This is a genomic window from Sphingosinicella sp. LHD-64 (assembly GCF_031157375.1).
Taxonomy (GTDB): Bacteria; Pseudomonadota; Alphaproteobacteria; order Sphingomonadales; family Sphingomonadaceae; genus Allosphingosinicella.
On the sequence record NZ_JAVIFV010000001.1, the window covers coordinates 38,621 to 59,294 of the forward strand.

22 protein-coding genes and 2 tRNA genes are annotated in these 20,674 nt (G+C 67.9%); 19 read left to right on the top strand and 5 right to left on the bottom strand.

Translation table 11 applies throughout. The features are described 5' to 3' along the window. Positions 1–5 precede the first annotated feature (5 nt). On the bottom strand, positions 6–485 hold the full coding sequence (locus RCO27_RS00165; RefSeq protein WP_309000620.1) for a GAF domain-containing protein: 480 nt from the start codon (positions 483–485) through the stop codon (positions 6–8). 150 nt (positions 486–635) lie between these two features. Here RCO27_RS00165 and clpP point away from each other — a divergent pair, with 150 nt between their 5' ends. From clpP to RCO27_RS00180, 3 genes are all read left to right on the top strand, one after another. Further along, on the top strand, positions 636–1,274 hold the full coding sequence (clpP, locus tag RCO27_RS00170; protein WP_309000621.1) for an ATP-dependent Clp endopeptidase proteolytic subunit ClpP: 639 nt from the start codon (positions 636–638) through the stop codon (positions 1,272–1,274). Positions 1,275–1,431: 157 nt separating this feature from the next. Further along, positions 1,432–2,688, top strand: a complete 1,257-nt coding sequence (clpX, locus tag RCO27_RS00175) for an ATP-dependent Clp protease ATP-binding subunit ClpX (RefSeq protein ID WP_309000622.1) — start codon at positions 1,432–1,434, stop codon at positions 2,686–2,688. A 53-nt stretch (positions 2,689–2,741) separates the two neighbouring features. Then, entirely contained in the window at positions 2,742–3,812 is a 1,071-nt protein-coding gene (locus RCO27_RS00180; RefSeq protein ID WP_309000623.1) for an ionic transporter y4hA, read from the top strand. A 16-nt stretch (positions 3,813–3,828) separates the two neighbouring features. Here RCO27_RS00180 and RCO27_RS00185 read toward each other — a convergent pair whose 3' ends face one another. Both RCO27_RS00185 and RCO27_RS00190 read right to left on the bottom strand, forming a co-directional pair. Then, entirely contained in the window at positions 3,829–4,629 is an 801-nt protein-coding gene (locus tag RCO27_RS00185; protein ID WP_309000624.1) for a hypothetical protein, read from the bottom strand. Positions 4,630–4,658: 29 nt separating this feature from the next. Then, positions 4,659–5,147, bottom strand: a complete 489-nt coding sequence (locus RCO27_RS00190) for a hypothetical protein (protein WP_309000625.1) — start codon at positions 5,145–5,147, stop codon at positions 4,659–4,661. Positions 5,148–5,342: 195 nt separating this feature from the next. Here RCO27_RS00190 and lon point away from each other — a divergent pair, with 195 nt between their 5' ends. The 8 genes from lon (at position 5,343) to RCO27_RS00230 (ending at position 12,233) form a co-directional block, all read left to right on the top strand. Then, entirely contained in the window at positions 5,343–7,754 is a 2,412-nt protein-coding gene (lon, locus tag RCO27_RS00195) for an endopeptidase La (protein ID WP_309000626.1), read from the top strand. Positions 7,755–7,894: 140 nt separating this feature from the next. After that, the gene (locus RCO27_RS00200) at positions 7,895–8,170 is read left to right on the top strand and encodes an HU family DNA-binding protein (RefSeq protein ID WP_309000627.1); all 276 of its coding nucleotides are present in this window, start codon (positions 7,895–7,897) and stop codon (positions 8,168–8,170) included. Between the two features lie 182 nt (positions 8,171–8,352). Next, a tRNA-Val gene (locus tag RCO27_RS00205) sits at positions 8,353–8,427 on the top strand. Positions 8,428–8,437: 10 nt separating this feature from the next. Next, entirely contained in the window at positions 8,438–9,175 is a 738-nt protein-coding gene (locus RCO27_RS00210) for an ABC transporter ATP-binding protein (protein WP_309000628.1), read from the top strand. Next, positions 9,172–10,695: an ABC transporter permease/substrate-binding protein gene (locus tag RCO27_RS00215; RefSeq protein ID WP_309000629.1), complete on the top strand. Its 1,524-nt coding sequence runs from the start codon at positions 9,172–9,174 to the stop codon at positions 10,693–10,695. The genes RCO27_RS00210 and RCO27_RS00215 overlap by 4 nt, the downstream gene beginning before the upstream one ends. 164 nt (positions 10,696–10,859) lie before the next feature. Further along, the gene (locus tag RCO27_RS00220) at positions 10,860–11,012 is read left to right on the top strand and encodes a hypothetical protein (RefSeq protein WP_309000630.1); all 153 of its coding nucleotides are present in this window, start codon (positions 10,860–10,862) and stop codon (positions 11,010–11,012) included. 64 nt (positions 11,013–11,076) lie between these two features. Next, positions 11,077–11,153, top strand: a tRNA-His gene (locus tag RCO27_RS00225). A 30-nt stretch (positions 11,154–11,183) separates the two neighbouring features. Beyond that, the gene (locus RCO27_RS00230) at positions 11,184–12,233 is read left to right on the top strand and encodes a Glu/Leu/Phe/Val dehydrogenase dimerization domain-containing protein (RefSeq protein WP_309000631.1); all 1,050 of its coding nucleotides are present in this window, start codon (positions 11,184–11,186) and stop codon (positions 12,231–12,233) included. Here the strand turns inward: RCO27_RS00230 and RCO27_RS00235 are convergent. After that, positions 12,230–13,138: a DMT family transporter gene (locus tag RCO27_RS00235; protein WP_309000632.1), complete on the bottom strand. Its 909-nt coding sequence runs from the start codon at positions 13,136–13,138 to the stop codon at positions 12,230–12,232. The two genes, RCO27_RS00230 and RCO27_RS00235, sit on opposite strands and share 4 nt — an antisense overlap. A gap of 78 nt (positions 13,139–13,216) precedes the next feature. Between RCO27_RS00235 and ccmC the strand changes: the two genes are divergently transcribed. From ccmC to RCO27_RS00270, 7 genes are read left to right on the top strand one after another with little or no spacing between them, the layout of a single operon-like run. Next, entirely contained in the window at positions 13,217–13,963 is a 747-nt protein-coding gene (gene ccmC / locus RCO27_RS00240; protein ID WP_309000633.1) for a heme ABC transporter permease CcmC, read from the top strand. Further along, the gene (locus RCO27_RS00245; protein ID WP_309000634.1) at positions 13,960–14,091 is read left to right on the top strand and encodes a heme exporter protein CcmD; all 132 of its coding nucleotides are present in this window, start codon (positions 13,960–13,962) and stop codon (positions 14,089–14,091) included. Before ccmC ends, RCO27_RS00245 begins: the two co-directional genes overlap by 4 nt. Continuing rightward, positions 14,088–14,525, top strand: coding sequence for a cytochrome c maturation protein CcmE (gene ccmE / locus RCO27_RS00250; protein WP_309000635.1), 438 nt, complete (start codon positions 14,088–14,090; stop codon positions 14,523–14,525). The genes RCO27_RS00245 and ccmE overlap by 4 nt, the downstream gene beginning before the upstream one ends. Beyond that, positions 14,522–16,495, top strand: coding sequence for a heme lyase CcmF/NrfE family subunit (locus tag RCO27_RS00255; protein ID WP_309000636.1), 1,974 nt, complete (start codon positions 14,522–14,524; stop codon positions 16,493–16,495). The genes ccmE and RCO27_RS00255 overlap by 4 nt, the downstream gene beginning before the upstream one ends. Then, on the top strand, positions 16,492–17,022 hold the full coding sequence (locus RCO27_RS00260; RefSeq protein ID WP_309000637.1) for a DsbE family thiol:disulfide interchange protein: 531 nt from the start codon (positions 16,492–16,494) through the stop codon (positions 17,020–17,022). Before RCO27_RS00255 ends, RCO27_RS00260 begins: the two co-directional genes overlap by 4 nt. Continuing rightward, a complete protein-coding gene (locus tag RCO27_RS00265) occupies positions 17,019–17,426 on the top strand; it encodes a cytochrome c-type biogenesis protein CcmH (protein WP_309000638.1) in 408 nt (135 codons plus the stop codon). Before RCO27_RS00260 ends, RCO27_RS00265 begins: the two co-directional genes overlap by 4 nt. Beyond that, positions 17,426–18,124: a tetratricopeptide repeat protein gene (locus RCO27_RS00270; RefSeq protein ID WP_309000639.1), complete on the top strand. Its 699-nt coding sequence runs from the start codon at positions 17,426–17,428 to the stop codon at positions 18,122–18,124. Before RCO27_RS00265 ends, RCO27_RS00270 begins: the two co-directional genes overlap by 1 nt. Here the strand turns inward: RCO27_RS00270 and RCO27_RS00275 are convergent, their stop codons facing one another. Beyond that, entirely contained in the window at positions 18,125–18,961 is an 837-nt protein-coding gene (locus RCO27_RS00275; RefSeq protein ID WP_309000640.1) for an AraC family transcriptional regulator, read from the bottom strand. An 80-nt stretch (positions 18,962–19,041) separates the two neighbouring features. On the opposite strand from RCO27_RS00275, the gene RCO27_RS00280 reads away from it, so the two are divergent. Next, positions 19,042–20,643, top strand: coding sequence for an MBL fold metallo-hydrolase (locus RCO27_RS00280; RefSeq protein WP_309000641.1), 1,602 nt, complete (start codon positions 19,042–19,044; stop codon positions 20,641–20,643). Positions 20,644–20,674: the final 31 nt, after the last annotated feature.

Below are 20,674 nucleotides of genomic sequence, written 5' to 3' on the forward strand. Positions count from 1 at the left end.
CGCGCTCAGCTGTCGCCGAGTATCTTGCGGGACAGGATGGCCGAAACCCGATCGGCGAGCACTTGCAGCGCGGCCATCGTCTCGTGCGCGCTGAGCAGGCGGGGCGCGGGATCGATCGCGCACAGGGTTCCGTAGAAGCTGCCGTCGGCCAGCACGACGGGCAGCGAGGCATAGCTCTCGAATCCATAGAGGGCGGGCACGGGATGCGTCCGCCAGTCCGGGTCCGCGCCGATATGGTCGATGACGATCGCCCGGCCGTCGCGGCGGATGTCGTCGCAGATCGTCTTCTTGATCTCCAGCTCGTCGCCGGGGTTGAGTCCGAACTCGATCCGGTCCTCGACCTGGGCGGCGATCCAGCGGGTTTCCGTAACACGTGCCACCGCGGCGAACCCCATGCCGGTCACCCGGCAGACCTCATGCAGGATCTCGACGATCGCCGCGTCGTCCCCTTGCTCCGCCACCTCCCCGGCAAAGTCGTCCCTCATGCCGGAACGCTAGCGGAACGGAGCGTCGAATGCATTAACCGAACGCAGCCGATCATGCCGGCCGCCACGTCGCCCCTTGAACCTTGGCGACGATCCTCCGATGTTGCCTGTTGTCGACCAACACCCAGGCAACAGGATCTCATCGCAGCCATGGACCACAAGGACATCATCGCCGGGCTCGTCCCCATCGTCATCGAGCAGTCGAACCGCGGCGAGCGCAGCTTCGACATCTATTCGCGGCTGCTGCGCGAGCGGATCGTGTTCGTGACCGGGCCGGTCGAGGACCATATGGCGACGCTGGTCACCGCCCAGCTGCTCTACCTCGAATCGGAAAACCCCAAGAAAGACATCTACATGTACATCAACTCGCCGGGCGGGGTCGTCACGGCGGGCATGGCCATCCATGACACGATGCAGTACATCCGCCCGCGCGTCGGGACGGTCTGCATCGGCCAGGCCGCCTCGATGGGCGCGTTCCTGCTCTCGGCCGGCGAGCCCGGCATGCGGGTCGCCCTCACCAATGCGCGGATCATGATCCATCAGCCTTCCGGCGGCGCCCAGGGCATGGCGAGCGACATCGAGATCCAGGCGCGCGAGATCCTGCGCATTCGTCACCGGATGAACGAGCTGATGGCCGGCTTCACCGGCCGCACGCTCGAGGAGATCGAGAAGAATGTGGAGCGCGACAAGTTCTTCTCGGCGCTCGAGGCGAAGGAGTTCGGTCTGGTCGACGAGGTGTTCGACAAGCGTCCGGTGCCGGCGGACGAGGAGGCCGCCAAGGCGGCCTGAGCGAGATGAGGACGGCCCCGGTGCCCGGCTTAAGGCCCGGTCGCCGCGCCGCCCCACTCTGGAGCGGTTTAACGATTCAGGCATTGTGGTCGTGATAATTTGCCGTCAGGATATGTGCCCGTTGTAAAGCGGGCCCGGATGGCCCGAAGGAAAGAGTATGACGAAGCTGAGTGGCGGCGATAGCAAGAGCACCCTGTACTGCTCGTTCTGCGGCAAGTCCCAGCACGAAGTGCGCAAGCTGATCGCCGGCCCGACCGTGTTCATCTGCGACGAATGCGTCGAGCTGTGCAACGACATCATCCGCGAGGAAACCAAGTCGGCCCTTGTGAAGACCCGCGATGGCGTGCCGACGCCGTTGGAGATCTGCAGGCATCTCGACGATTATGTGATCGGACAGAACCGCGCCAAGCGCGTCCTCTCTGTCGCCGTCCACAATCACTACAAGCGACTCGCCCATGGCGCGAAGTCGGGCGAGGTCGAGCTTTCGAAATCGAACATCCTGCTCGTCGGACCGACCGGCTGCGGCAAGACGCTGCTCGCCCAGACGCTGGCGCGCCTGCTCGACGTGCCGTTCACCATGGCCGACGCCACGACGCTCACTGAAGCCGGCTATGTCGGCGAGGATGTCGAGAACATCATCCTCAAGCTGCTCCAGGCATCGGACTACAATGTCGAGCGGGCGCAGCGCGGGATCGTCTATATCGACGAGATCGACAAGATCAGCCGCAAATCGGACAATCCGTCCATCACCCGCGACGTCTCGGGCGAGGGCGTCCAGCAGGCGCTGCTCAAGATGATGGAGGGCACCGTCGCCTCCGTTCCGCCGCAGGGCGGGCGCAAGCATCCGCAGCAGGAGTTCCTGCAGGTCGACACGACCAACATCCTGTTCATCTGCGGCGGCGCCTTCGCCGGCCTCGAGAAGATCATCGCGGACCGGCTGGAGGGCAAGTCGATCGGCTTCGGCGCCCATGTCGCCGCGCCAGAGGAGCGTCGCACCGGCGAGATCCTTCGCCAGGGTGAACCGGACGACCTCCTGAAGTTCGGCCTCATCCCCGAATTCGTCGGCCGCCTGCCGGTGATCGCGACGCTGGAGGACCTCGACACCGAAGCGCTCGTCAAGATTCTCCAGGAGCCGAAGAACGCGCTGGTGAAGCAATATTCCAAGCTGTTCGACATGGAAGACGTGAAGCTCACCTTCACCGACGAGGCGCTGGTCGCGGTCGCCAAGAAGGCGATCGAGCGCAAGACCGGTGCGCGCGGCCTCCGGTCGATCCTCGAGAACATCCTTCTCGACACGATGTTCGACCTGCCCAGCATGGACGGCGTCGACGAGGTGCTGATCGACAAGGATGTCGTCGCCGGCACCAAGGAGCCGGTGCGGGTGTTCGCCAAGAAGGCTGAGGACGCGGCCTGAGCACCGACGCCGAACCGCTCGTCCCGGACGAGGGTCGGCTTTTCGATCGCGCGATGCTGCCCAAATGGTCGCTGGCGCTTCCGGCGCTGGGTCTCGTCGCGCTCGCGATCGGGCTGGCGAAGCTGGGCACGCCTGGCATCCTCGCCGCGGGCGCGATCCTGATCGGCTGCGTTCTCGCCGCGGTCCATCACGCCGAGGTTGTCGCGCATCGCGTCGGCGAGCCGTTCGGTACGTTGGTCCTCGCCGTCGCGGTCACGGTGATCGAGGTGTCGCTGATCGTCTCGCTGATGCTCTCGAATGCCGGCGATGCAGCGACGCTGGCCCGCGACACCGTGTTCGCCGCGATCATGCTGATCCTCAACGGCATCGTCGGCCTGTGCCTGCTCTCCGGCGGCATGCGACATCACGAGCAGAGCTTCATGCAGCAGGGCGTCAGCGCCGCGCTTTGCGTGCTGGCGGCGATGTCGGTCCTGACCCTGGTCCTGCCCAATTACCTATCGAGCGCGGCCGGTCCCGCCTTCTCACCGTCACAGCTCCTGTTCACCGCCATCGTCTCGCTGCTGCTCTACGCGACTTTCGTGCTGGTCCAGACGGTGCGGCACCGCGACTATTTCCTGCCGGAAGGCGGCGGCGACCTGCCGGAAGACGCGCATGCCGCACCGCCCTCGCTGGCGCAGACCCGGATCGCCTTCGGCCTGCTGCTCGTCGCCCTGGTCGGGGTTGTGCTGCTGGCCAAGGGGCTGGCACCGACCATCGAGGGCGCGGTGGCCGGGGCAGGGCTGCCCTATGCCCTGGTCGGCATCGTCATCGCCGCGCTGGTGCTCGCGCCCGAAAGTCTCGCCGCGTTGAAGGCGACGCGGCGCAACCGCCTCCAGACCAGCCTCAATCTCGCCCTCGGCTCGGCCCTTGCGACGATCGGCCTCACCATTCCGACGGTTGCCGTCGTCTCGCTCGTCATGGGCTGGGAGCTGCATCTCGGCATCGGCCCCAAGGCGCTGACCCTGCTCGGCCTGTCGCTCTTCGTCTCGGTGATCTCGCTGAGCACCGGGCGCACGACGATTCTTCAGGGGATCGTTCACCTGGTCATCCTCGCCGCCTATCTGTTCGTGACGATCGTGCCCTGAGGCACGCGCGAGCGCGCTATTTCTCGCCCTTGCCGTCCTGGACCGGTTCGGCGCTCCGTGAGGCGCTGCTTCCGGCATTCCCCGGGGAGCCACCGCCTCGTGGCGTCGCTTCCGCGCCGCGCCATGGCGTGGTCGCGACGTTGTAGCGGTTGACCTCCTGCTGGGTGAGGCAGCGGCGGGTTTCGCGGTTGCGGGCGTCCTGGACCGCGCTCGTCCGGTACATCACCTCGGTCAGGAGGTTGCGCGAGACGCCCATGCGGATCAGGAAATCATTGTCCTCGCTGGCGAGCAGGGCCGATTGCTGCTCGATCTCGCCGATCAGGCCGATCGTGTTGTCCTCGCCCTGCGCGACCTCCTGGCGGATGACCTCGCGGTTGTTGGTGTGCGTGAACATATGGACGATGAACAGGCCGCCATTGTCCACGAAGCGGGCGATGCCGCCCATGAACAGGAAGTTGCAGGCGGAGAAGCAGGCATAGCCGTTCGGGATTCGCGTCGGGATGCCCGCCTCGCGGATGATCCGGCCTGCCTGGTTGCCGACCCGGGCGTTGCCGCCCGGCGATCGCAGCCAGAGCTCCTCGGCCTGCGGATTGTCGCGCAGCGCCGCCTCGAGCCGCGGCACGAGATTGTCGTCGATGAAGCCCTCGGCGACCAGCACGTTGCGGCCGCCCGCCTGCTGCGGCGTGAACGTCATCTGACGGTTGAGCGACCAGCCCGGATTTTGCGGGCAGGTCGGGTTGTTGGGGTCGCGCTGCGCCTGCGCCGCCTGCGCGAAGGCGAGGGCGGCGAGGGCAACGAAGGACGCATACCGGCGCAACGCGAATCTCCCGAGGTCAGTCAAACAGATCAGACGCGGACATAACGGGTCGACGGCGGGCGGCGGCACATGCGCTTGGGCGCGCGCGTCTCTTCGCCGTCGACGATGACGATATCGGTGACGGTCATGCAATCGCCGCCGCCGGCTTCCGCCTGCTGCGCGGTGACTTCGGAGCGGCCGGTGACGCCCGCACGCGTCTCGCTCTGCCACTCCACGGAGGTGCCGACGCCGCCACGGAGCGCCTCGTCGGTCGCCGCGGCCGCCTTCTGCTGCTCGCACTGGTCGAGCAGGCTGGCGATCGCCTCGCCCAGCATCTCGCCGATCGGCAGGTTGTTGGCGATCATGCCGCCGACGCCGCCCATCCGGCCGCCGACCGCGCCGGCGATGCCGCCCAGCATGCTGCCGATGCCACGGCCGCGCTGGCGGCGGGTCTCGGAGCTCGGGCACTGGCCGCCATTGTCCTGCCAGGCCAGCGCCGGCGCGGCGACGGGGATCACCGTCATCGAGGCGAGCGCCATCGGCGCTGCGATAATCAGAGCGCGAAACATAGAAAGTCCCTCCCCACTAAAGGCCGGAAATTTTAGACCTCCCCCGGTAGGGGGTCAATTGCAAAGCGTCTCTTTCGCCGGCGTTAACGCGACTTCATTGATGCCGCCCTATAACCGCCCCATATAGCGGACGAGCGGACCCATCGTCCGCGCCCTGGAGTCTACATGAGTCAATCCTACCCCGTCCTGCCCCTGCGCGACATTGTCGTTTTCCCCCAGATGATCGTGCCGCTGTTCGTCGGCCGCGACAAATCGGTGGCGGCGCTCGAAAGCGCGATGGCGGCGGACAAGAGCATCTTCCTCGTCTCGCAGCTCGATCCCGCCGAGGACGATCCCGACCGCGAGGCGCTTTACGACCTCGGCGTCATCGCGACCGTCCTGCAGCTCCTGAAGCTGCCCGACGGCACGGTGCGGGTGCTGGTCGAGGGCCGGGAGCGGGCGTCGCTGCGCACCCTGACCCAGGAGGGCGGCCACCTCGCCGCCGAGATCGACCTCGTCGACGTGCGCGAGGCCGAGGGCGCCGAGGCGCAGGCGCTGATGCGCTCGGTCGTCGAGCAGTTCGAGAATTATGCGAAGCTCAACCGCAAGCTGCCGGCCGAGACCGCCGTCCAGCTCGGCCAGATCGAGGAAGCCTCGAAGCTCGCCGATGCGGTTGCCGCCAACATCAACATCAAGGTCTCGGACAAGCAGACCCTGCTCGCCGAGCTCGATCCGGTGCGTCGGCTCGAAATGGCCTTCGCCTTCATGGAAGGCGAGCTGGGCGTGCTCCAGGTCGAGAAGAAGATCCGCAGCCGCGTCAAGCGCCAGATGGAGAAGACGCAGCGCGAATATTATCTGAACGAGCAGTTGAAGGCGATCCAGCGCGAGCTCGGCAATGCCGGTGAGGAAGGCGAGGGCGACGAGCTCGCCGAGCTCACCCGCAAGATCGAGCGTACCAAGCTCTCCAAGGAAGCCAGGACCAAGGCGCAGGGCGAGCTCAAGAAGCTGCGCGGCATGGCGCCGATGTCGGCCGAGGCGACGGTCAGTCGCAACTATCTCGACGTGCTGCTCGGCCTGCCCTGGGGCAAGAAGTCGAAGCTGAAGCATGACATCCCCGAGGCCGAGCGGATTCTCGACGAGGACCATTATGGCCTTGAGAAGGTCAAGGATCGGATCGTCGAATATCTCGCCGTCCAGGCGCGGACCAACAAGCTCAAGGGCCCAATCCTCTGCCTCGTCGGCCCGCCCGGCGTCGGCAAGACCTCGCTTGGCCGCTCGATCGCGCGTGCCACGGGCCGCGAGTTCGTCCGGCAGAGCCTTGGCGGCGTGCGCGACGAAGCCGAGATCCGCGGCCACCGGCGCACCTATATCGGCTCGCTGCCGGGCAAGATCGTCACCAACCTCAAGAAAGCGGGAACGAGCAATCCGCTGTTCCTGCTCGATGAGATCGACAAGCTCGGCCAGGACTTCCGCGGCGATCCCGCCTCGGCCTTGCTCGAGGTGCTCGATCCGGAACAGAACAACAAGTTCCAGGATCACTATCTGGAGATCGACTACGATCTCTCCGACGTGATGTTCGTGACCACCGCGAACTCGCTGAATCTGCCGCAGCCGCTGCTCGACCGCATGGAGATCATCCGGCTCGAAGGCTATACCGAGGACGAGAAGGTCGAGATCGCGCTTCGCCACCTGCTCCCCAAGCAGATCGAGAGCCACGGTCTCAAGGAGGGCGAGTTCAGCCTGACCGAGGAGGGTCTGCGCGGCGCGATCCGTCATTACACCCGCGAGGCCGGCGTGCGCACGCTGGAGCGCGAGATCGCCAAGATCGCCCGCAAGGCCCTGCGCCAGATCCTCGAAGGCAAGGCCGAGCGGGTCGAAGTGACCGCCGACAATCTCGGCGAGTTCCTCGGCGTGCGGAAGTATCGCCACGGCGTCGGCGAGGAGGAGGACCAGATCGGCGCGGTCACCGGCCTCGCCTGGACCGAAGTGGGCGGCGAACTGCTGACCATCGAGGCGGTGACCGTCCCGGGCAAGGGCCTGATCAAGACCACCGGCAAGCTCGGCGAGGTCATGCAGGAATCGGTGCAGGCCGCCTTCTCTTTCGTGAAGGCGCGCGCGCCCGGCTATGGCGTCCGGCCCAGCCTGTTCGGCCGCAAGGACATCCACGTCCACCTGCCCGAGGGCGCGGTGCCCAAGGACGGGCCGTCGGCGGGCATCGGGATGGTGACGGCGATCATCTCGACGGTGACCGGAATCCCGGTCCGCCGCGACGTCGCGATGACCGGCGAGGTCACGCTGCGCGGCCGCGTGCTGCCGATCGGCGGCCTCAAGGAGAAGCTCCTGGCGGCGCTGCGCGGCGGCATCGCCAGGGTGCTGATTCCGGCGGAAAACGAGAAGGACCTCGCCGAAATCCCCGCCAACATCCGCGAGGGGCTGGAGATCGTCATCGTCAGCCATGTCGACGAGGTGCTGGCCCAGGCGCTCGCCCAGCCGGTCGTGCCGATCGAGTGGAGCGAATCCGACGAGCTCGCCGCGCTGCCGCCGTCGGAGCTGGCGCCTGCGTCCGAAGATGGGACACCGGTGTCGATCCGGCACTGACGTTCGTCGTGACGAATGGTCCGGAAGAGGCGCTTTTCGGGTGAAAGGCGCCTCTTTCCTTTGACTCCCGTCCCGCCCGTGGCATGTAAACGTCCGGCGCGCGGGCGCCGCGAGTCATCGGGAACAGGGGTTCGGGACAGATGAACAAGCAGGAGCTGATCGGTCGCGTGGCGGAGCTTACTGGGCTGGCGCGGGGAGATGCATCGCGGGCCGTCGAAACCGTGTTCGACACGATCACCGGCGCGCTCCAGCGGGGCGATGAGGTGCGCCTGGTCGGCTTCGGCACCTTCTCCTGCTCGCGCCGCAAGGCGTCGACTGGCCGCAATCCGCGCACCGGCGAGCCGATGCAGATCAAGGAATCCACCCAGCCCAAATTCAAGCCCGGCAAGGGCCTGAAGGATGCGGTCAACGGCTGAACGGCCTTCCCAGCTCGTCATTGCGAGCGAAGCGAAGCAATCCAGTGCGACGCTCGGATCCGGCTGGATTGCTTCGTCGCTGCGCTCCTCGCAATGACGAGGACGTGGCTAGACAGTCGCGAATGCGCCAGTTATGGGCCGCCTTCCGTCCGGGTCTACCACACCGGATGCAACCTAGGCGTGGGCGCGTAGCTCAGTGGTAGAGCACTGTGTTCACACCGCAGGGGTCGCAAGTTCAATCCTTGCCGCGCCCACCACGCCTTTCCCGTGAGCAAGCTCGACATCGCCGGCCTGACCAAGCGCCATGACGGCCGCGCGGCATTGGACGATGTCAGCCTGTCGATCGGGTCCGGCGAATTCGTCGCCCTCGTCGGTCCTTCGGGATCGGGCAAGACGACGTTGCTCAAATCGATCAACCGCCTCGTCGAACCTGACGCCGGGACGATCCGCATCGACGGCCGCGGCGTGTGCGAGGTCCCGCTCGCCGACCTGCGCCACGGCATCGGCTACGTCATCCAGGGCATCGGCCTGTTCCCGCATCTGACGGTCGCCGAGAATATCGGCATCGTGCCGCGATTGATGGGGGTGGGGGAAGATCGCGTCGCCGAGCTGCTCGACCTGGCCGCGCTGCCGGCGGACTTCGCCGGACGCTATCCGCGCGAGCTTTCCGGTGGCCAGGCGCAGCGCGTCGGCCTTGCCCGGGCGCTGGCGGCCCGGCCCGGCCTGATGTTGATGGACGAGCCGTTCGGGGCGCTCGACCCGGTGACCCGCGATTCGCTCGGCCGCGCCTATCGTGCGCTCCACGAGCGGCTCGGCCTCACCACGCTGATGGTGACCCACGATATCGCTGAGGCGCTGCTGCTTGCCGACCGGATCGTCGTGCTGCTCGCGGGCCGCATCCGCGCCGATGCCGCCCCGGCGACTTTGCTCGTCAGCGACGATCCCGAGGTGCGCGCCATGGTCGAGGTGCCGCGCCGGCAGGCGGAAAGGCTCCAGGCGCTGTGAGCCCGACGCTCGCCGACGCGCTTGCCGCGCTCCCGGTGCTGGCACGTGCCCATCTCCTGCTCAGCGGTTCGGCGGTGCTGATCGGGGTGGCGCTCGGACTGCCGCTCGCCATCCTCTCGGCCCGCCATCCTCGCCTGCGCACTCCGGTGCTCGGGCTCGCGGGACTGGTCCAGACCGTGCCGGCGCTGGCGCTGCTCGCGCTCTTCTACCCCGCGCTGCTCATCCTCGGCCAGGCGACCGGGCTCGCCATTCCGGCACTCGGCTTCCTGCCGGCGCTGATCGCGCTCAGCCTCTATGCGCTGCTGCCGATCGTCCGGAACGGAGTCGCGGCGCTGCAGGGGATCGACCCCGCCGTGCTGGAAGCGGCTGACGGACTCGGCATGACTGCCCGCCAGCGCCTGACCCTGATCGAGCTGCCGCTCGGCGCGCCGGTCATCCTCGCCGGCATCCGCACCGCCTCGGTCTGGACGATCGGCGCCGCGACCCTTGCCACCACCGTCGGCCAGCCGAGCCTCGGCGACCTCATCTTCTCCGGGCTTCAGACCGAGAACTGGGTGCGCGTGCTGACCGGCTGCGCTGCCGCCGCGGCACTGGCGCTCGCCGTCGACGGGCTGCTCGCGCTGGTCGAGACGGGTCTGAGACGGCGTTCCCGATGGCGGGTTCGTACCGGCCTGATGGCGCTGGCCACGGCGCTCGGCCTCGCCATGCTGCCCGCGGGCCCGAGCGGCGGCGAGACGATCGTCGTCGGCGCCAAGAACTTCTCCGAGCAATATATCCTGGCGAGCGCGATCGAGCGGCGCCTGCAGGCCGCCGGCTTCCGCACCGAGCGGCGCGACAATCTCGGCTCGACCGTCGCCTATCAGGCGCTCGCTGCCGGCGATATCGACGTCTACGTCGACTATTCGGGCACGCTCTGGGCCAATATCCTCGGCCGCACCGACACGCCGCCGGCCAACCGGATGCGGCAGGTGCTGACCGAAGAGCTGCGCCGCCGCGACGGCGTGACTTTGCTCGGTCCGCTCGGCTTCGAGAACGCCTATGCACTGGCGATGCGCCGGAGCCGGGCCGCGGCGCTGGGCGTGCGTTCGCTCGGCGACCTGACGCTCGTCGCGCCACAGCTCCGTCTCGGCGCCGACCTCGAATTCCTGACCCGGCCCGAATGGCGCGCGGTGCAGGGTGCCTATCGCCTGCGCTTCGCGGCGCAGACCTCCTACAGCCCGACCTTCATGTACCGCGCCGTCGCCAATGGGTCGGCCGACGTGATCACCGCCTTCTCCTCGGACGGGCGCATCGCCGCGCTGGACCTGGTGACGCTGGGCGACCCGCGGCGAGCCTTGCCCAGCTACGACGCGGTCCTGTTGCTCGCGCCGCGTCACGACGCAGATTCGAGGTTGGCCGAGGCGCTGCGGCCGCTGATCGGCGCGATTCCGGTTGGGCGGATGCGCCAGGCCAACCTGCTCGTCGATCGCGACACCGACAAGCGCACGCCGGCGGAGGCCGCCCGATGGCTGGATCCGTAAGCGCTACGCCGAAGGCAGGCAGACCCGCAACGGACCTCGGCTCATCGACATTTCCACACGGGAGCCGTCGCGCCGTCTCGAAACCGGCCCGCCCTGACGCGCCCGCCCTGTCGGTTCATATCGCTGCCACCTAATGGCGCTATCCCACCGGGGATCGGGAACACATGACCAACGACCGCATCTATTACGCCCGCCGGGCGGCCGAAGAGCGTGACGCCGCGGCGCGCGCCCGGACCGACGACGCCAGGCGCCGTCACCTCGAGCTCGCCGAGCTGCTCTCGGCCCGACACGAAGCCGCGCACGCGCCCGGCGCCTGACGCCGTACTTCCCTTGACGGTGGGGGCCGCCCCCCACTATGTGCGCAGCGCATTCCACTGCATGGCGATCGTAGCTCAGCTGGTTAGAGCATCGGTTTGTGGTACCGAGGGTCGCGGGTTCAAGTCCCGTCGATCGCCCCATTTCGTCTGAACCCGCCTCACAGGATCATCATGGACTCGCTCTGGGACTATCCCGATTTCGACGGGCATGAATTCGCGCATTTCGTCACCGACGAGACAACCGGCCTCAGGGCGATCATCGCGGTCCATTCGACCCATCTCGGCCCGGGTGCAGGCGGCACCCGATTCTGGCATTATGCGAAGACCGGCGATGCGATCGCCGACGTGCTGCGCCTGTCGCGCGGCATGAGCTACAAGAACGCCATGGCCGGCCTGCCGCTCGGCGGCGGCAAGGCGGTGATCCTCGCCGACGCGGCCCGGACCAAGACACCCGGGATGATCGCCGCCTTCGGGCGCGCCGTGGGCGGCCTCGGCGGCCGCTACGTCACCGCCGAGGATGTCGGGGTGAACGTCGCCGACATGGTCGAAATTTCGAAGCAGACCAAATTCGTCGCGGGCCTGCCCGTCGCGGAGGGCGCGGTCGGCGGCGACCCCGGGCCGCACACCAGCTATGGCGTCTTCCTCGGCGTCAAGGCGGCGGTGAAGCGGGCGCTTGGGCGTGACAGCCTCGCCGGCCTCCACATCGCGCTGCAAGGCGCAGGCAGCGTTGCCGGTGGCCTTGCCCGCCGCGCCGCGCAAGAGGGGGCGCGGCTCAGCATCACCGATATCGACACGGCGCGGGCGCAGAAGCTCGCCGACGAGGTCGGTGGCGCCGTCGTCGCTCCGGAGGCGATCATGACCTTGGAGGCCGACGTGCTCAGCCCCAATGCGCTCGGCGCGATCCTCGACGAGCAGTCGATCGCGGCCTTGAACGTGCCGATCGTCGCCGGCGGCGCCAACAACCAGCTCGCCACTCCGGCGGACGGCGACCGCGTCCAGGCGCGCGGCATCCTGTATGCGCCGGACTACGTCATCAACGCCGGCGGCATCATCAATGTCTCGACCGAATATGTCGGCGACGGCGACGAGGCGGTGGTCCGCCAGCGCATCGAGGCGATTCCCGGCCGGCTCGAGCAGATCTGGGCGGAAAGCGCCGCCACCGGCCGCAATCCGGCCGAGGTCGCCGACGGCATGGCCCGCAAGCTGATCGGTCGCGCCTAGAGCGGTTCCGGGCCGGGCTTCTCTCGCCCGAGCTTGTGCTCGCGATAGAGGGTATAGAGTCCGCTCGCAACGATGACGGCGCCGCCAATCCAGGTCGTGGCCGCGGGCTGCCTGCCCCAGATCAGCCAGCCGAGGAGGACTGCCCAGACGAGCTGGGTGTAGTCGAACGGCACCACCACCGAGACCGGTGCGAATCGCAGCGCCGAGGTCAGGAAAAGCTGGCCGACCCCGCCGAACAGGCCGAGCGCGACGAGGATCGCCCAGGTCGCCCCGTCATGCCCGCGCGCGAAGACGGGCATGAAGAGCCCGGTCGCGGCGATCGAGAAGAGGGTGAACCACAAAACCGTGGTCGGCGTGCTTTCGGTCCGGCCGATCTGGCGGATGGTGATCGTCACCGCCGCGCCGCCGAAGGCTGCGGCGACCGCGAAAGCGAGACCGACGGGGGGCAGCTCGGTCCCGCCCGGCCGCATCACGACCAGCACGCCGACGAAGCCGATTGCGACCGCGCTCCAGCGGTGCCGCCCGACCGGCTCGTGCAGGATCAGGGCCGACAGGATGACCGCGAACAGCGGCACGGCGAAATTGATCGTCGTCGCCTCGGCGAGCGGCAGCCAGATGACGGCGGAGAAGCCGCAGACCATCGTCGACAGGCCGATTATGCCGCGGATCACATGCGCCATCGGCCGCTTCGTCCGCCACGCGCCGAGGTTGCGGGTCATCGCCATCCAGGCGAGCAGCGGGACGAGGCCGAAGAAGAAGCGGTAGAAGGCGAGCTCGACCAGGCTCACGCCGATCTCGCTCCCCAGCTTGATCATCGCCGCCATGAAGCCGAAGCTGGTCGCCGCGCCGATGCGAAGGCTGATCCCCAGGAGTCGGTTCTGCGGAACGGAGGCGGCGGCGGTCACGCCCGGGCCGATGCGCAATCGGACGCGAAAGCACAAGCTTTCCCGTCGCCCGTCGCTTCGCTACAGAAACGCTCAGGCATGCACGTTTACGCGAATCCGGCTCGCTTCCTGAAGATCGCGCGACCCCTGACGGGCCTTTTCGGCTGGGCGGGTGTCGCGCTGATCGGCGTCGCGCTCGCCATCGGCCTGTTTCTGGCGCCCCGCGACTATCTTCAGGGCGAGAGCGTCCGGATCATCTACGTCCACGTTCCTGCCGCGTGGCTCGGCATGGCGGGCTGGACCGGCATTGCGGTCGCCAGTCTGATGCAGCTGGTCTGGCGCCATCCGCTCGCCGCCGTCGCCGGCCGGGCGATTGCCGTTCCCGGCGCCGTCTTCACCTTCGTCTGCCTTGCCACCGGCTCACTCTGGGGGCGACCCACCTGGGGCACCTACTGGGAGTGGGACGGGCGGATGACCTCGATGCTCGTCCTCCTCTTCCTCTATCTGGCCTATATCGCGCTGGCAGGCGCCGAGAAGGAGAAGGGCGGGGAGGGCCGGATCACCGCGATCTTCGGCCTGGTCGGGGCGGTCAACCTGCCGATCATCCGCTACTCGGTCGTGTGGTGGAACACATTGCATCAGGGGCAGAGCATCGACATCGTCCAGGGCCGTTCGTCGATCGACAGCTCGATGCTCTGGCCATTGCTCGCCTCGGCCTCCGGCTTCACCCTCCTGTTCGGCGCGATCGTCTTGATGCGGATGCGCGCCGAGCTCGCCCGCCAGAAGCTCGAGGCGCGGATGCGACGGATGGCGGCCGCTTCGTCAGGCTCAGGACGGGCGCAATGAGCCACTGGCCCTTCATCATCGGCGCCTATGCGATCGGCCTCCTCGCGACCGTGGGGCTGACCTTGTGGAGCTGGGCGGCGATGCGCCGCGCCGAGGCCGATGTCGAAAAGCTGAGCCGCGACAGATGAAGCCCAAGAACCAGCGCCTCGTCCTCGTCGTGCTCGCGCTCGTCGCCGTGATCGGCGCGGTGCTGCTCGCCATGTCCGCGATGCGCGATCAGGCCGCCTTCTTCTACGCGCCCGGCGACGTCGCGCGCAAAGGCCTGCCGCTCGACCGCGCGGTCCGGATCGGCGGCATGGTCCGCCAGGGCTCGATCCAGCGCCATCCCGACGGCGTCACCATCGATTTCGTCGTCGGCGACGAGACGCAGGCGACCATTCCGGTGCGCTTTGCCGGCATTACGCCGGACCTGTTCCGGGAAAATAGCGGCGTGGTCGCGGAAGGCCGCTTCCAGCCGGACGGTCGCTTCGTCGCCAGCGAAATCCTTGCCAAGCACGACGAGAACTATATGCCGCCCCGTCTGGGGCCGCAGGGCCAGCACAAGACGGAAACGCTCGAATGATCGCGGAAGGGGGGCTTGCTTCATTGTGGCTGGCGGCGGCGCTGTCGCTGCTCCAGCTCTTCCTCGGCGCGGCTGCACTGCGGCCCGGCGGCGAGCAGCTGCTGCGCGCGGTGCGGCCGGTGGCGATGGCGCAAGGCGTGCTGGCTGCGCTCGCCTTCCTGATCCTCATCTGGCTGTTCCTGCGCACCGACCTGTCGGTCCAGCTCGTCGCGGCCAACAGCCATTCGGCCAAGCCCTGGCTCTACAAGTTCGCCGGCGCCTGGGGGAATCACGAAGGCTCGATGCTGCTCTGGGTGACGGTGCTCGCCGTCGCCGGCGCGATCGTGGCGCTGTTCGAACGCCGGCTCCTGAAGAACACGCTGGCCGCGACGCTGGCGGCGCAGGCGGCGATCGGCCTCGGCTTCTACGCCTTCCTGCTCTTCGCCTCGAACCCGTTCACCCGGCTCTCGCCCGTGCCGGTCGAAGGCAACGGCCTCAACCCGCTGCTCCAGGACCCGGGCCTCGCCTTCCATCCGCCGACTCTCTATTTCGGCTATGTCGGCATCTCGGTCGCCTTTTCCTTCGCGGTCGGCGCGCTCGTCACCCGCGACGTTGGCCCGGCCTTCGCCCGGGCGATGCGTCCATGGGTGCTCGGCGCCTGGATATTCCTGACGCTCGGCATCGCCGCCGGTTCCTACTGGGCCTATTACGAACTCGGCTGGGGCGGGTGGTGGTTCTGGGATCCGGTCGAGAATGCCTCGCTGATGCCCTGGCTCGCGGCGACTGCCTTGCTCCACAGCGTCACCGTCCTCGCCACACGCGACGGCCTGCGCGCGTGGACGATCATGCTTGCCGTGGTCGCCTTCTCGATGTCGATGATCGGCACCTTCCTGGTCCGTTCCGGCATCCTGACCAGCGTCCACGCCTTCGCCGTCGATCCGCAGCGCGGCGCCTTCATCCTCGCGCTGCTCGTCCTCTATATCGGCGGCGCGCTCGCCCTGTTCGGCCTGCGCGTCGGCACGGTGAAGGAGGGCGCGCGCTTCGACCTCGTCAGCCGCGAGGGCGCGCTGGTCGTCAACAACCTGCTGCTGACCGTGATCCTCGGCGTCGTCTTCGTCGGCACGCTCTATCCGCTGGTCGTCGAGGCGGTGACCGGCGAGAAGCTGTCGGTCGGTCCGCCCTATTTCAACAGCGCCGCCGGGCCGGTTGCGCTCATTCTGGTCGCGATCATGGGCATGGGCGCGCTGCTGCGCTGGCGCAGCGACCGGCTGAAGGAGCTGGGCAACCGCATCGCGATCCCCGTCCTGATCAGCGCCGCCGCCTTGTTCGCGATCATCCTGCTCGCGCCCGGCACGCGCATCCTGCCCTTGCTCGGGCTCGCCGTGTCGGCCGGCGTCGCCGCAGCCAGCATCGCGCCGCTGTGGAAGCGCAACCTGCGCCGCACCCCGATCTTCATCTACGGCATGGTCATCGCCCATCTCGGCATCGCGGTCAGCATGGCGGGCATGGCGTCCGAAAGCGCGTTCACCAAAGAGACGCTTGTGGCGGCGAGCCCCGGCCAGACCATGCATGTCGGCGGCTTCAACGTGCGCTTCGACGGGGTCGAGCCGATCGCGGGCCCGAACTGGACCGCGATCGAGGCGCGGCTCACCGCCCGGCGCGGCGAGGGCGGCGCGCCGTTCGAGTTGAGGCCGCAGGCGCGGATGTTCTCCTCGCCGCCGACCCCGACCAGCGAGGCGGCGATCGCCACCCGCTGGGACGGCCAGCTCTATATCGCGATCGGTGAGGAGGACGAGCAGGGCCGCTGGCAGCTGCGCCTGTGGTGGAAGCCGTTCGTGACCCTGATCTGGTTCGGCGGCGGCCTGGTCGCGCTCGGCGGCGTGCTGTCGCTGATCGGGCGCCTGCGCCGTGAGCGCAAGGCGGCGGCCAAGGCCGCGGAGGCTGAAGATGCGCCGCCGGCGTCCTTGCCGGGCAAGGAGGCGCTGGCGTGAAACGCGGCCTGATCATCTGGGTGCCGCTGGCGGTCTTCGTCGTCTTCCTCGGCTTCGTCGCCTGGGGCCTCTACGCGCCGGCCGACCGCAACATCCAGTCGGCGCTGATCGGCCAGAATGTGCCGGAATTCGCGCTCCAGCCGAGCCTCCCCGGTCAGCCCGGCCTCTCCAGCGCATCGCTGCGCCGCGGCCAGCCACGCGTGGTCAACATCTTCGCCAGCTGGTGCATCCCGTGTCGGGCCGAGGCGGCGCAGCTCGAGGAGCTGGCGCGGCGCGGCGTGCCGATCGACGGCGTCGCGGTACGCGACCGGCCGGAGGATCTTCAGGCCTTCCTTGCGACCTACGGCAACCCGTTCCAGTCGATCGGCGCCGACACCGACCGCCGGGTCCAGCTCGCGCTCGGTTCGGCCGGCGTGCCGGAGACCTTCGTAATCGACGGCAACGGCGTCATCCGCCACCAGCATATCGGCGCGATCATGCCGCAGGACGTCCCGGCGATCGTCACGGCCTGGGAGGCGGCGCGATGAGGGTGTTGCTGGCCGCCATCGCGCTCGTCGTCGCGGCCCCGGTCTTCGCCGATTCCCTGATGCCGGCCGCGCCCTATGCGAACCGGCAGCTGCCCGACCCGCGGCAGGAAGCGCAGGCCAAGGCGCTGATGGAAACGATCCGCTGCCTCGTCTGCCAGGGCCAGGCGATCTCGGACAGCGATGCGGAGATGGCCGGCGACATGCGCTCGCTGATTCGCACCCGCGTCCAGGCCGGCGAGAGCCCGGAGCAGATCCGCGACTGGCTGGTGTCGCGCTACGGCAATTGGGTGACCTACAATCCGCCGCTCGGGTGGGACACATTTCTCCTCTATGCGGCGCCGTTCCTCTTCATCCTGTTCGGGCTGTTCCTCGCCCGCGGCCGCTTCAAGCGGAGAAAAGCGTGATGGGCTGGGCGATCATCCTCATCCTCGCGCTGCTCGTCTTCGCCGGACTGTGGCCGTTCATCGGCAAGGACAAGGGCGCGCTGCAGTTCCTCGGCGCAGCGCTGCTCGTCGCCCTCGCCGGCTATGCCTGGCAGGGTCGTCCGGCGCTTGCGGGGAGCCCCAAGCCGCCGCCCGAGCGGGTCAGGCAGGACGAGAGCGCCTTCGCCCAGACGCGCGAGGATATGCTCGGCCGGTTCGACAATGCGTCGCGCTGGCTCACCATCGCCGACAGCTACCAGCGCCGCGGCGACACCCGGAGCGGCGCGGAAATCCTCCAGAGCGCGCTGCGCCAGGCGCCGAGAGACGCCGATCTCTGGGTCGGCCTCGGCAATGCGCTGGTCGTCCACAGCGGCGGGATGATGAGCCCGGCGGCCCAGCTCGCCTTTGCCCGCGCCGAGCGGATCGCACCGGATCATCCGGGCCCGCGCTTCTTCTACGGCCTGGCGCTCGCCCAGGGCGGCAATTTCGACCAGGCCGAGCAGATCTGGCGCCAGCTCCTCGCCGAAGCGCCGGCCGACGCGGAATATCGCGCCACGATCCAGGAGCGGCTCGATTCGCTGCAGCAGGCGCGCGCGATGGGACAGATTCCAAGCGCGCCACAGCGACCGAACGGACCGCCTTCAGAAGGCGAGGGGACCCCCACTCCCGAAGCGCGGTAGTCAGGCCCGGCTTCTGATCCGCCCGGGACTCAATCCGAAGATGGCCGCGACGTCGCGGGTCATATGGCTCTGGTCGGCATAGCCGGCTGCCAGGCTGATCTCCGCCAATGGTGCGTCGTCGCCAACGATCTCGAGGAATGCGCGCCTTGCCCTGGCGCAGGCCCGGAATTCGCCGATGCTGCAGTTTCTATGCCGCCGGAACAGGCGGGTGAGCGTGGTCACATGGACACCGGCATCCTCGGCGAGGTCCGCAAGCGGGACCCGCATCTCCTCACGCAGGCGTCCTTCCACCCGCTTCAACCATGCCGGCTCCGCCCTCCGCCCGTCCCCGTCCCCGCTGAACAGGCATGCCGCGAGTTCCGCGGCCAAGGCTTCGAACACGAATTCGTCGGCTCCGGTCCAGAGAGCGCAATAGAGCGCGCCGAGGGCCAGATAAGCCTGGTCCTCGTCCAGGGTCGCAATGTCGTCATCGCATCCGCGCGGCATATCGATGTCGCGAAGCAAGGCCGGATCGAGCTGCAAACACAGGAACGTCGCGCCGTCTCGGCCGATCTCGTCGCGATGCTGGAAGGCGCCAGGATGATAGACGGCGGTGCTGCGCCCGAACTCGATTTCGCGGGTCCGGGTCCGGGACACGTACGACCCCTTCAGCAACATGCTGACGAACGGCCAGTCGTGGGCGTGTTCCGGCAGAGCGCGCGCCTCGACATGGGCGACCGCGGAGAGGTGGCAGCGCGGGGCGGTGGCGCTGCGCGCGACCTGTCCGAGATAGGCGCCCACGGCCAGCCGGTCCCGCGTTCCGGGCGTGCCTTCGCACGATGGGCACTGCGCAGCCATCCGTGTCCGCTCCGATGATTCAAGACAGGGGCCGTTACAGCCCGCACGAAATGCGGCGGTCAAGTCAAAGGAGCGGGGTCATGATATCGAGCCTCAAAGCAATCACCATCTTTGCGATCGTATTCGCTGCGACCGGCGCGTCGAGCGCCCATGCGCAGGCGGCCGATCGCCTGACGCGCATCGTCGAGGCCTATGGCGGCGCGGCGGCGCTGAACCGGGTCGGACAGGTTGAAATCGAATGGGCCGGATATGTCATCGGCCGATATCAAAGCCGTCGCACCGATCCGCCCTATGATCATCTGCCGATCCGGAGCTGGCTGGCATTGGATTTCGCGGCCGGACGGAGCGTCATCGATTCGATCGGCACCTATCCGGGAGAACTCAATTTCGGCTGGCGGGACGTCAATGACGGCGCGCGCCGGTGGTCGTTCAACACGATCTCACGCATCTATGCTGCCGGCAGCATGCATTCGCACGACGATCTCGTCCAGATGGCGACGAGCCGGATGCCGTGGATGCTGGCCCGGACGATGGCCGGCAATCCGGGCGCGTTCGCGCTGGCGGGGACGCGCGAACGTCGCGGCGTTACCTACGACCTGATCCGGCATGGGGAGTCGACCCTCTGGGTCCACCCCGAAACGTCGCTTATCCATGCCGTCTCGTCGCGGAGTGGCGACCTGGTCGATGCCGAGACGGAGGTGGTCACCACCTATACGGATTATTTCGAGCACGAAGGGGTGATGGTCAATCGCGGCTATCAGGTCTCGGTCGATGGCGAAGCGACGCGGGATCTCGAGCTCTATTCCCTGCGCTTCAATCATGCGCTGGACGATCATCTGCGCGTGCCCGGCGGCTTCCTGCAGGTTCCGACCCTCGATGGCTATAACGGCGTCGCAGAGGTTGGCGTGCAGCGGATCGGCGACGGTGTCTTTCTGGCCGGCAGCGGCGACACGCGTGTGCTCTATGTCGAGTTCGCCGACCATTTCGTCGCGATGGAAGCCGGCGGGCTGCCCGACTATGCGGAGCAGGCCTACAATGCCATGCGGCCTCATATGGGCAGCAAGCCGCTTCGTTACATCATCCCGACCCATCATCATGACGACCACGCAGTGGCCATCCACTTCTACGCCCGGGTGGGCGCGACGATCCTGACCACCCGCGACAAGGAAGGCTTCATGCGGCGCCTGCTCACGCGCGCATGGGGCGACACGCCGCCGGTCACGAATGCCAGGTTCCGGTTCGTCGACGACCCTCGCCTGGTGCTGGAGGATTCGTCCAACCGGCTCGAAATCCACGTCTATCGGGACGCGCCGCATACGGAGAACATGCTCGTCGGCTATCTCGGCCGCGACCGCACCCTCTACACCTGCGATGTCTTCGTCGGCTGGACGGGGGGCGTCCGCCAGGGCGCGTCGCACGGGGTCCGGCATCTGGCGCGCTGGGTTGCCGCACGTCAGGCATCGGGCGGACTGGGGCCGGTCCGGCACCATGCGTCATGCCATGGCAACGGCTATAGCGCTGCCGAATTCGAGCAGATGCTCAGAACGGAGCGGACCATCGCGACGCTGCCGGGAAATCTCGCCCTGCCATCGGCGAGCTGGTTTGATCGCTACGGGCTTGCCGACGACGCGGCGCGCAATCCCCGTCGCGAACGCGTCTTCGATCCTACGCGCGCGCGTTGAATTCGCCTGTGTCGAAGACCCTCCCCGCAAA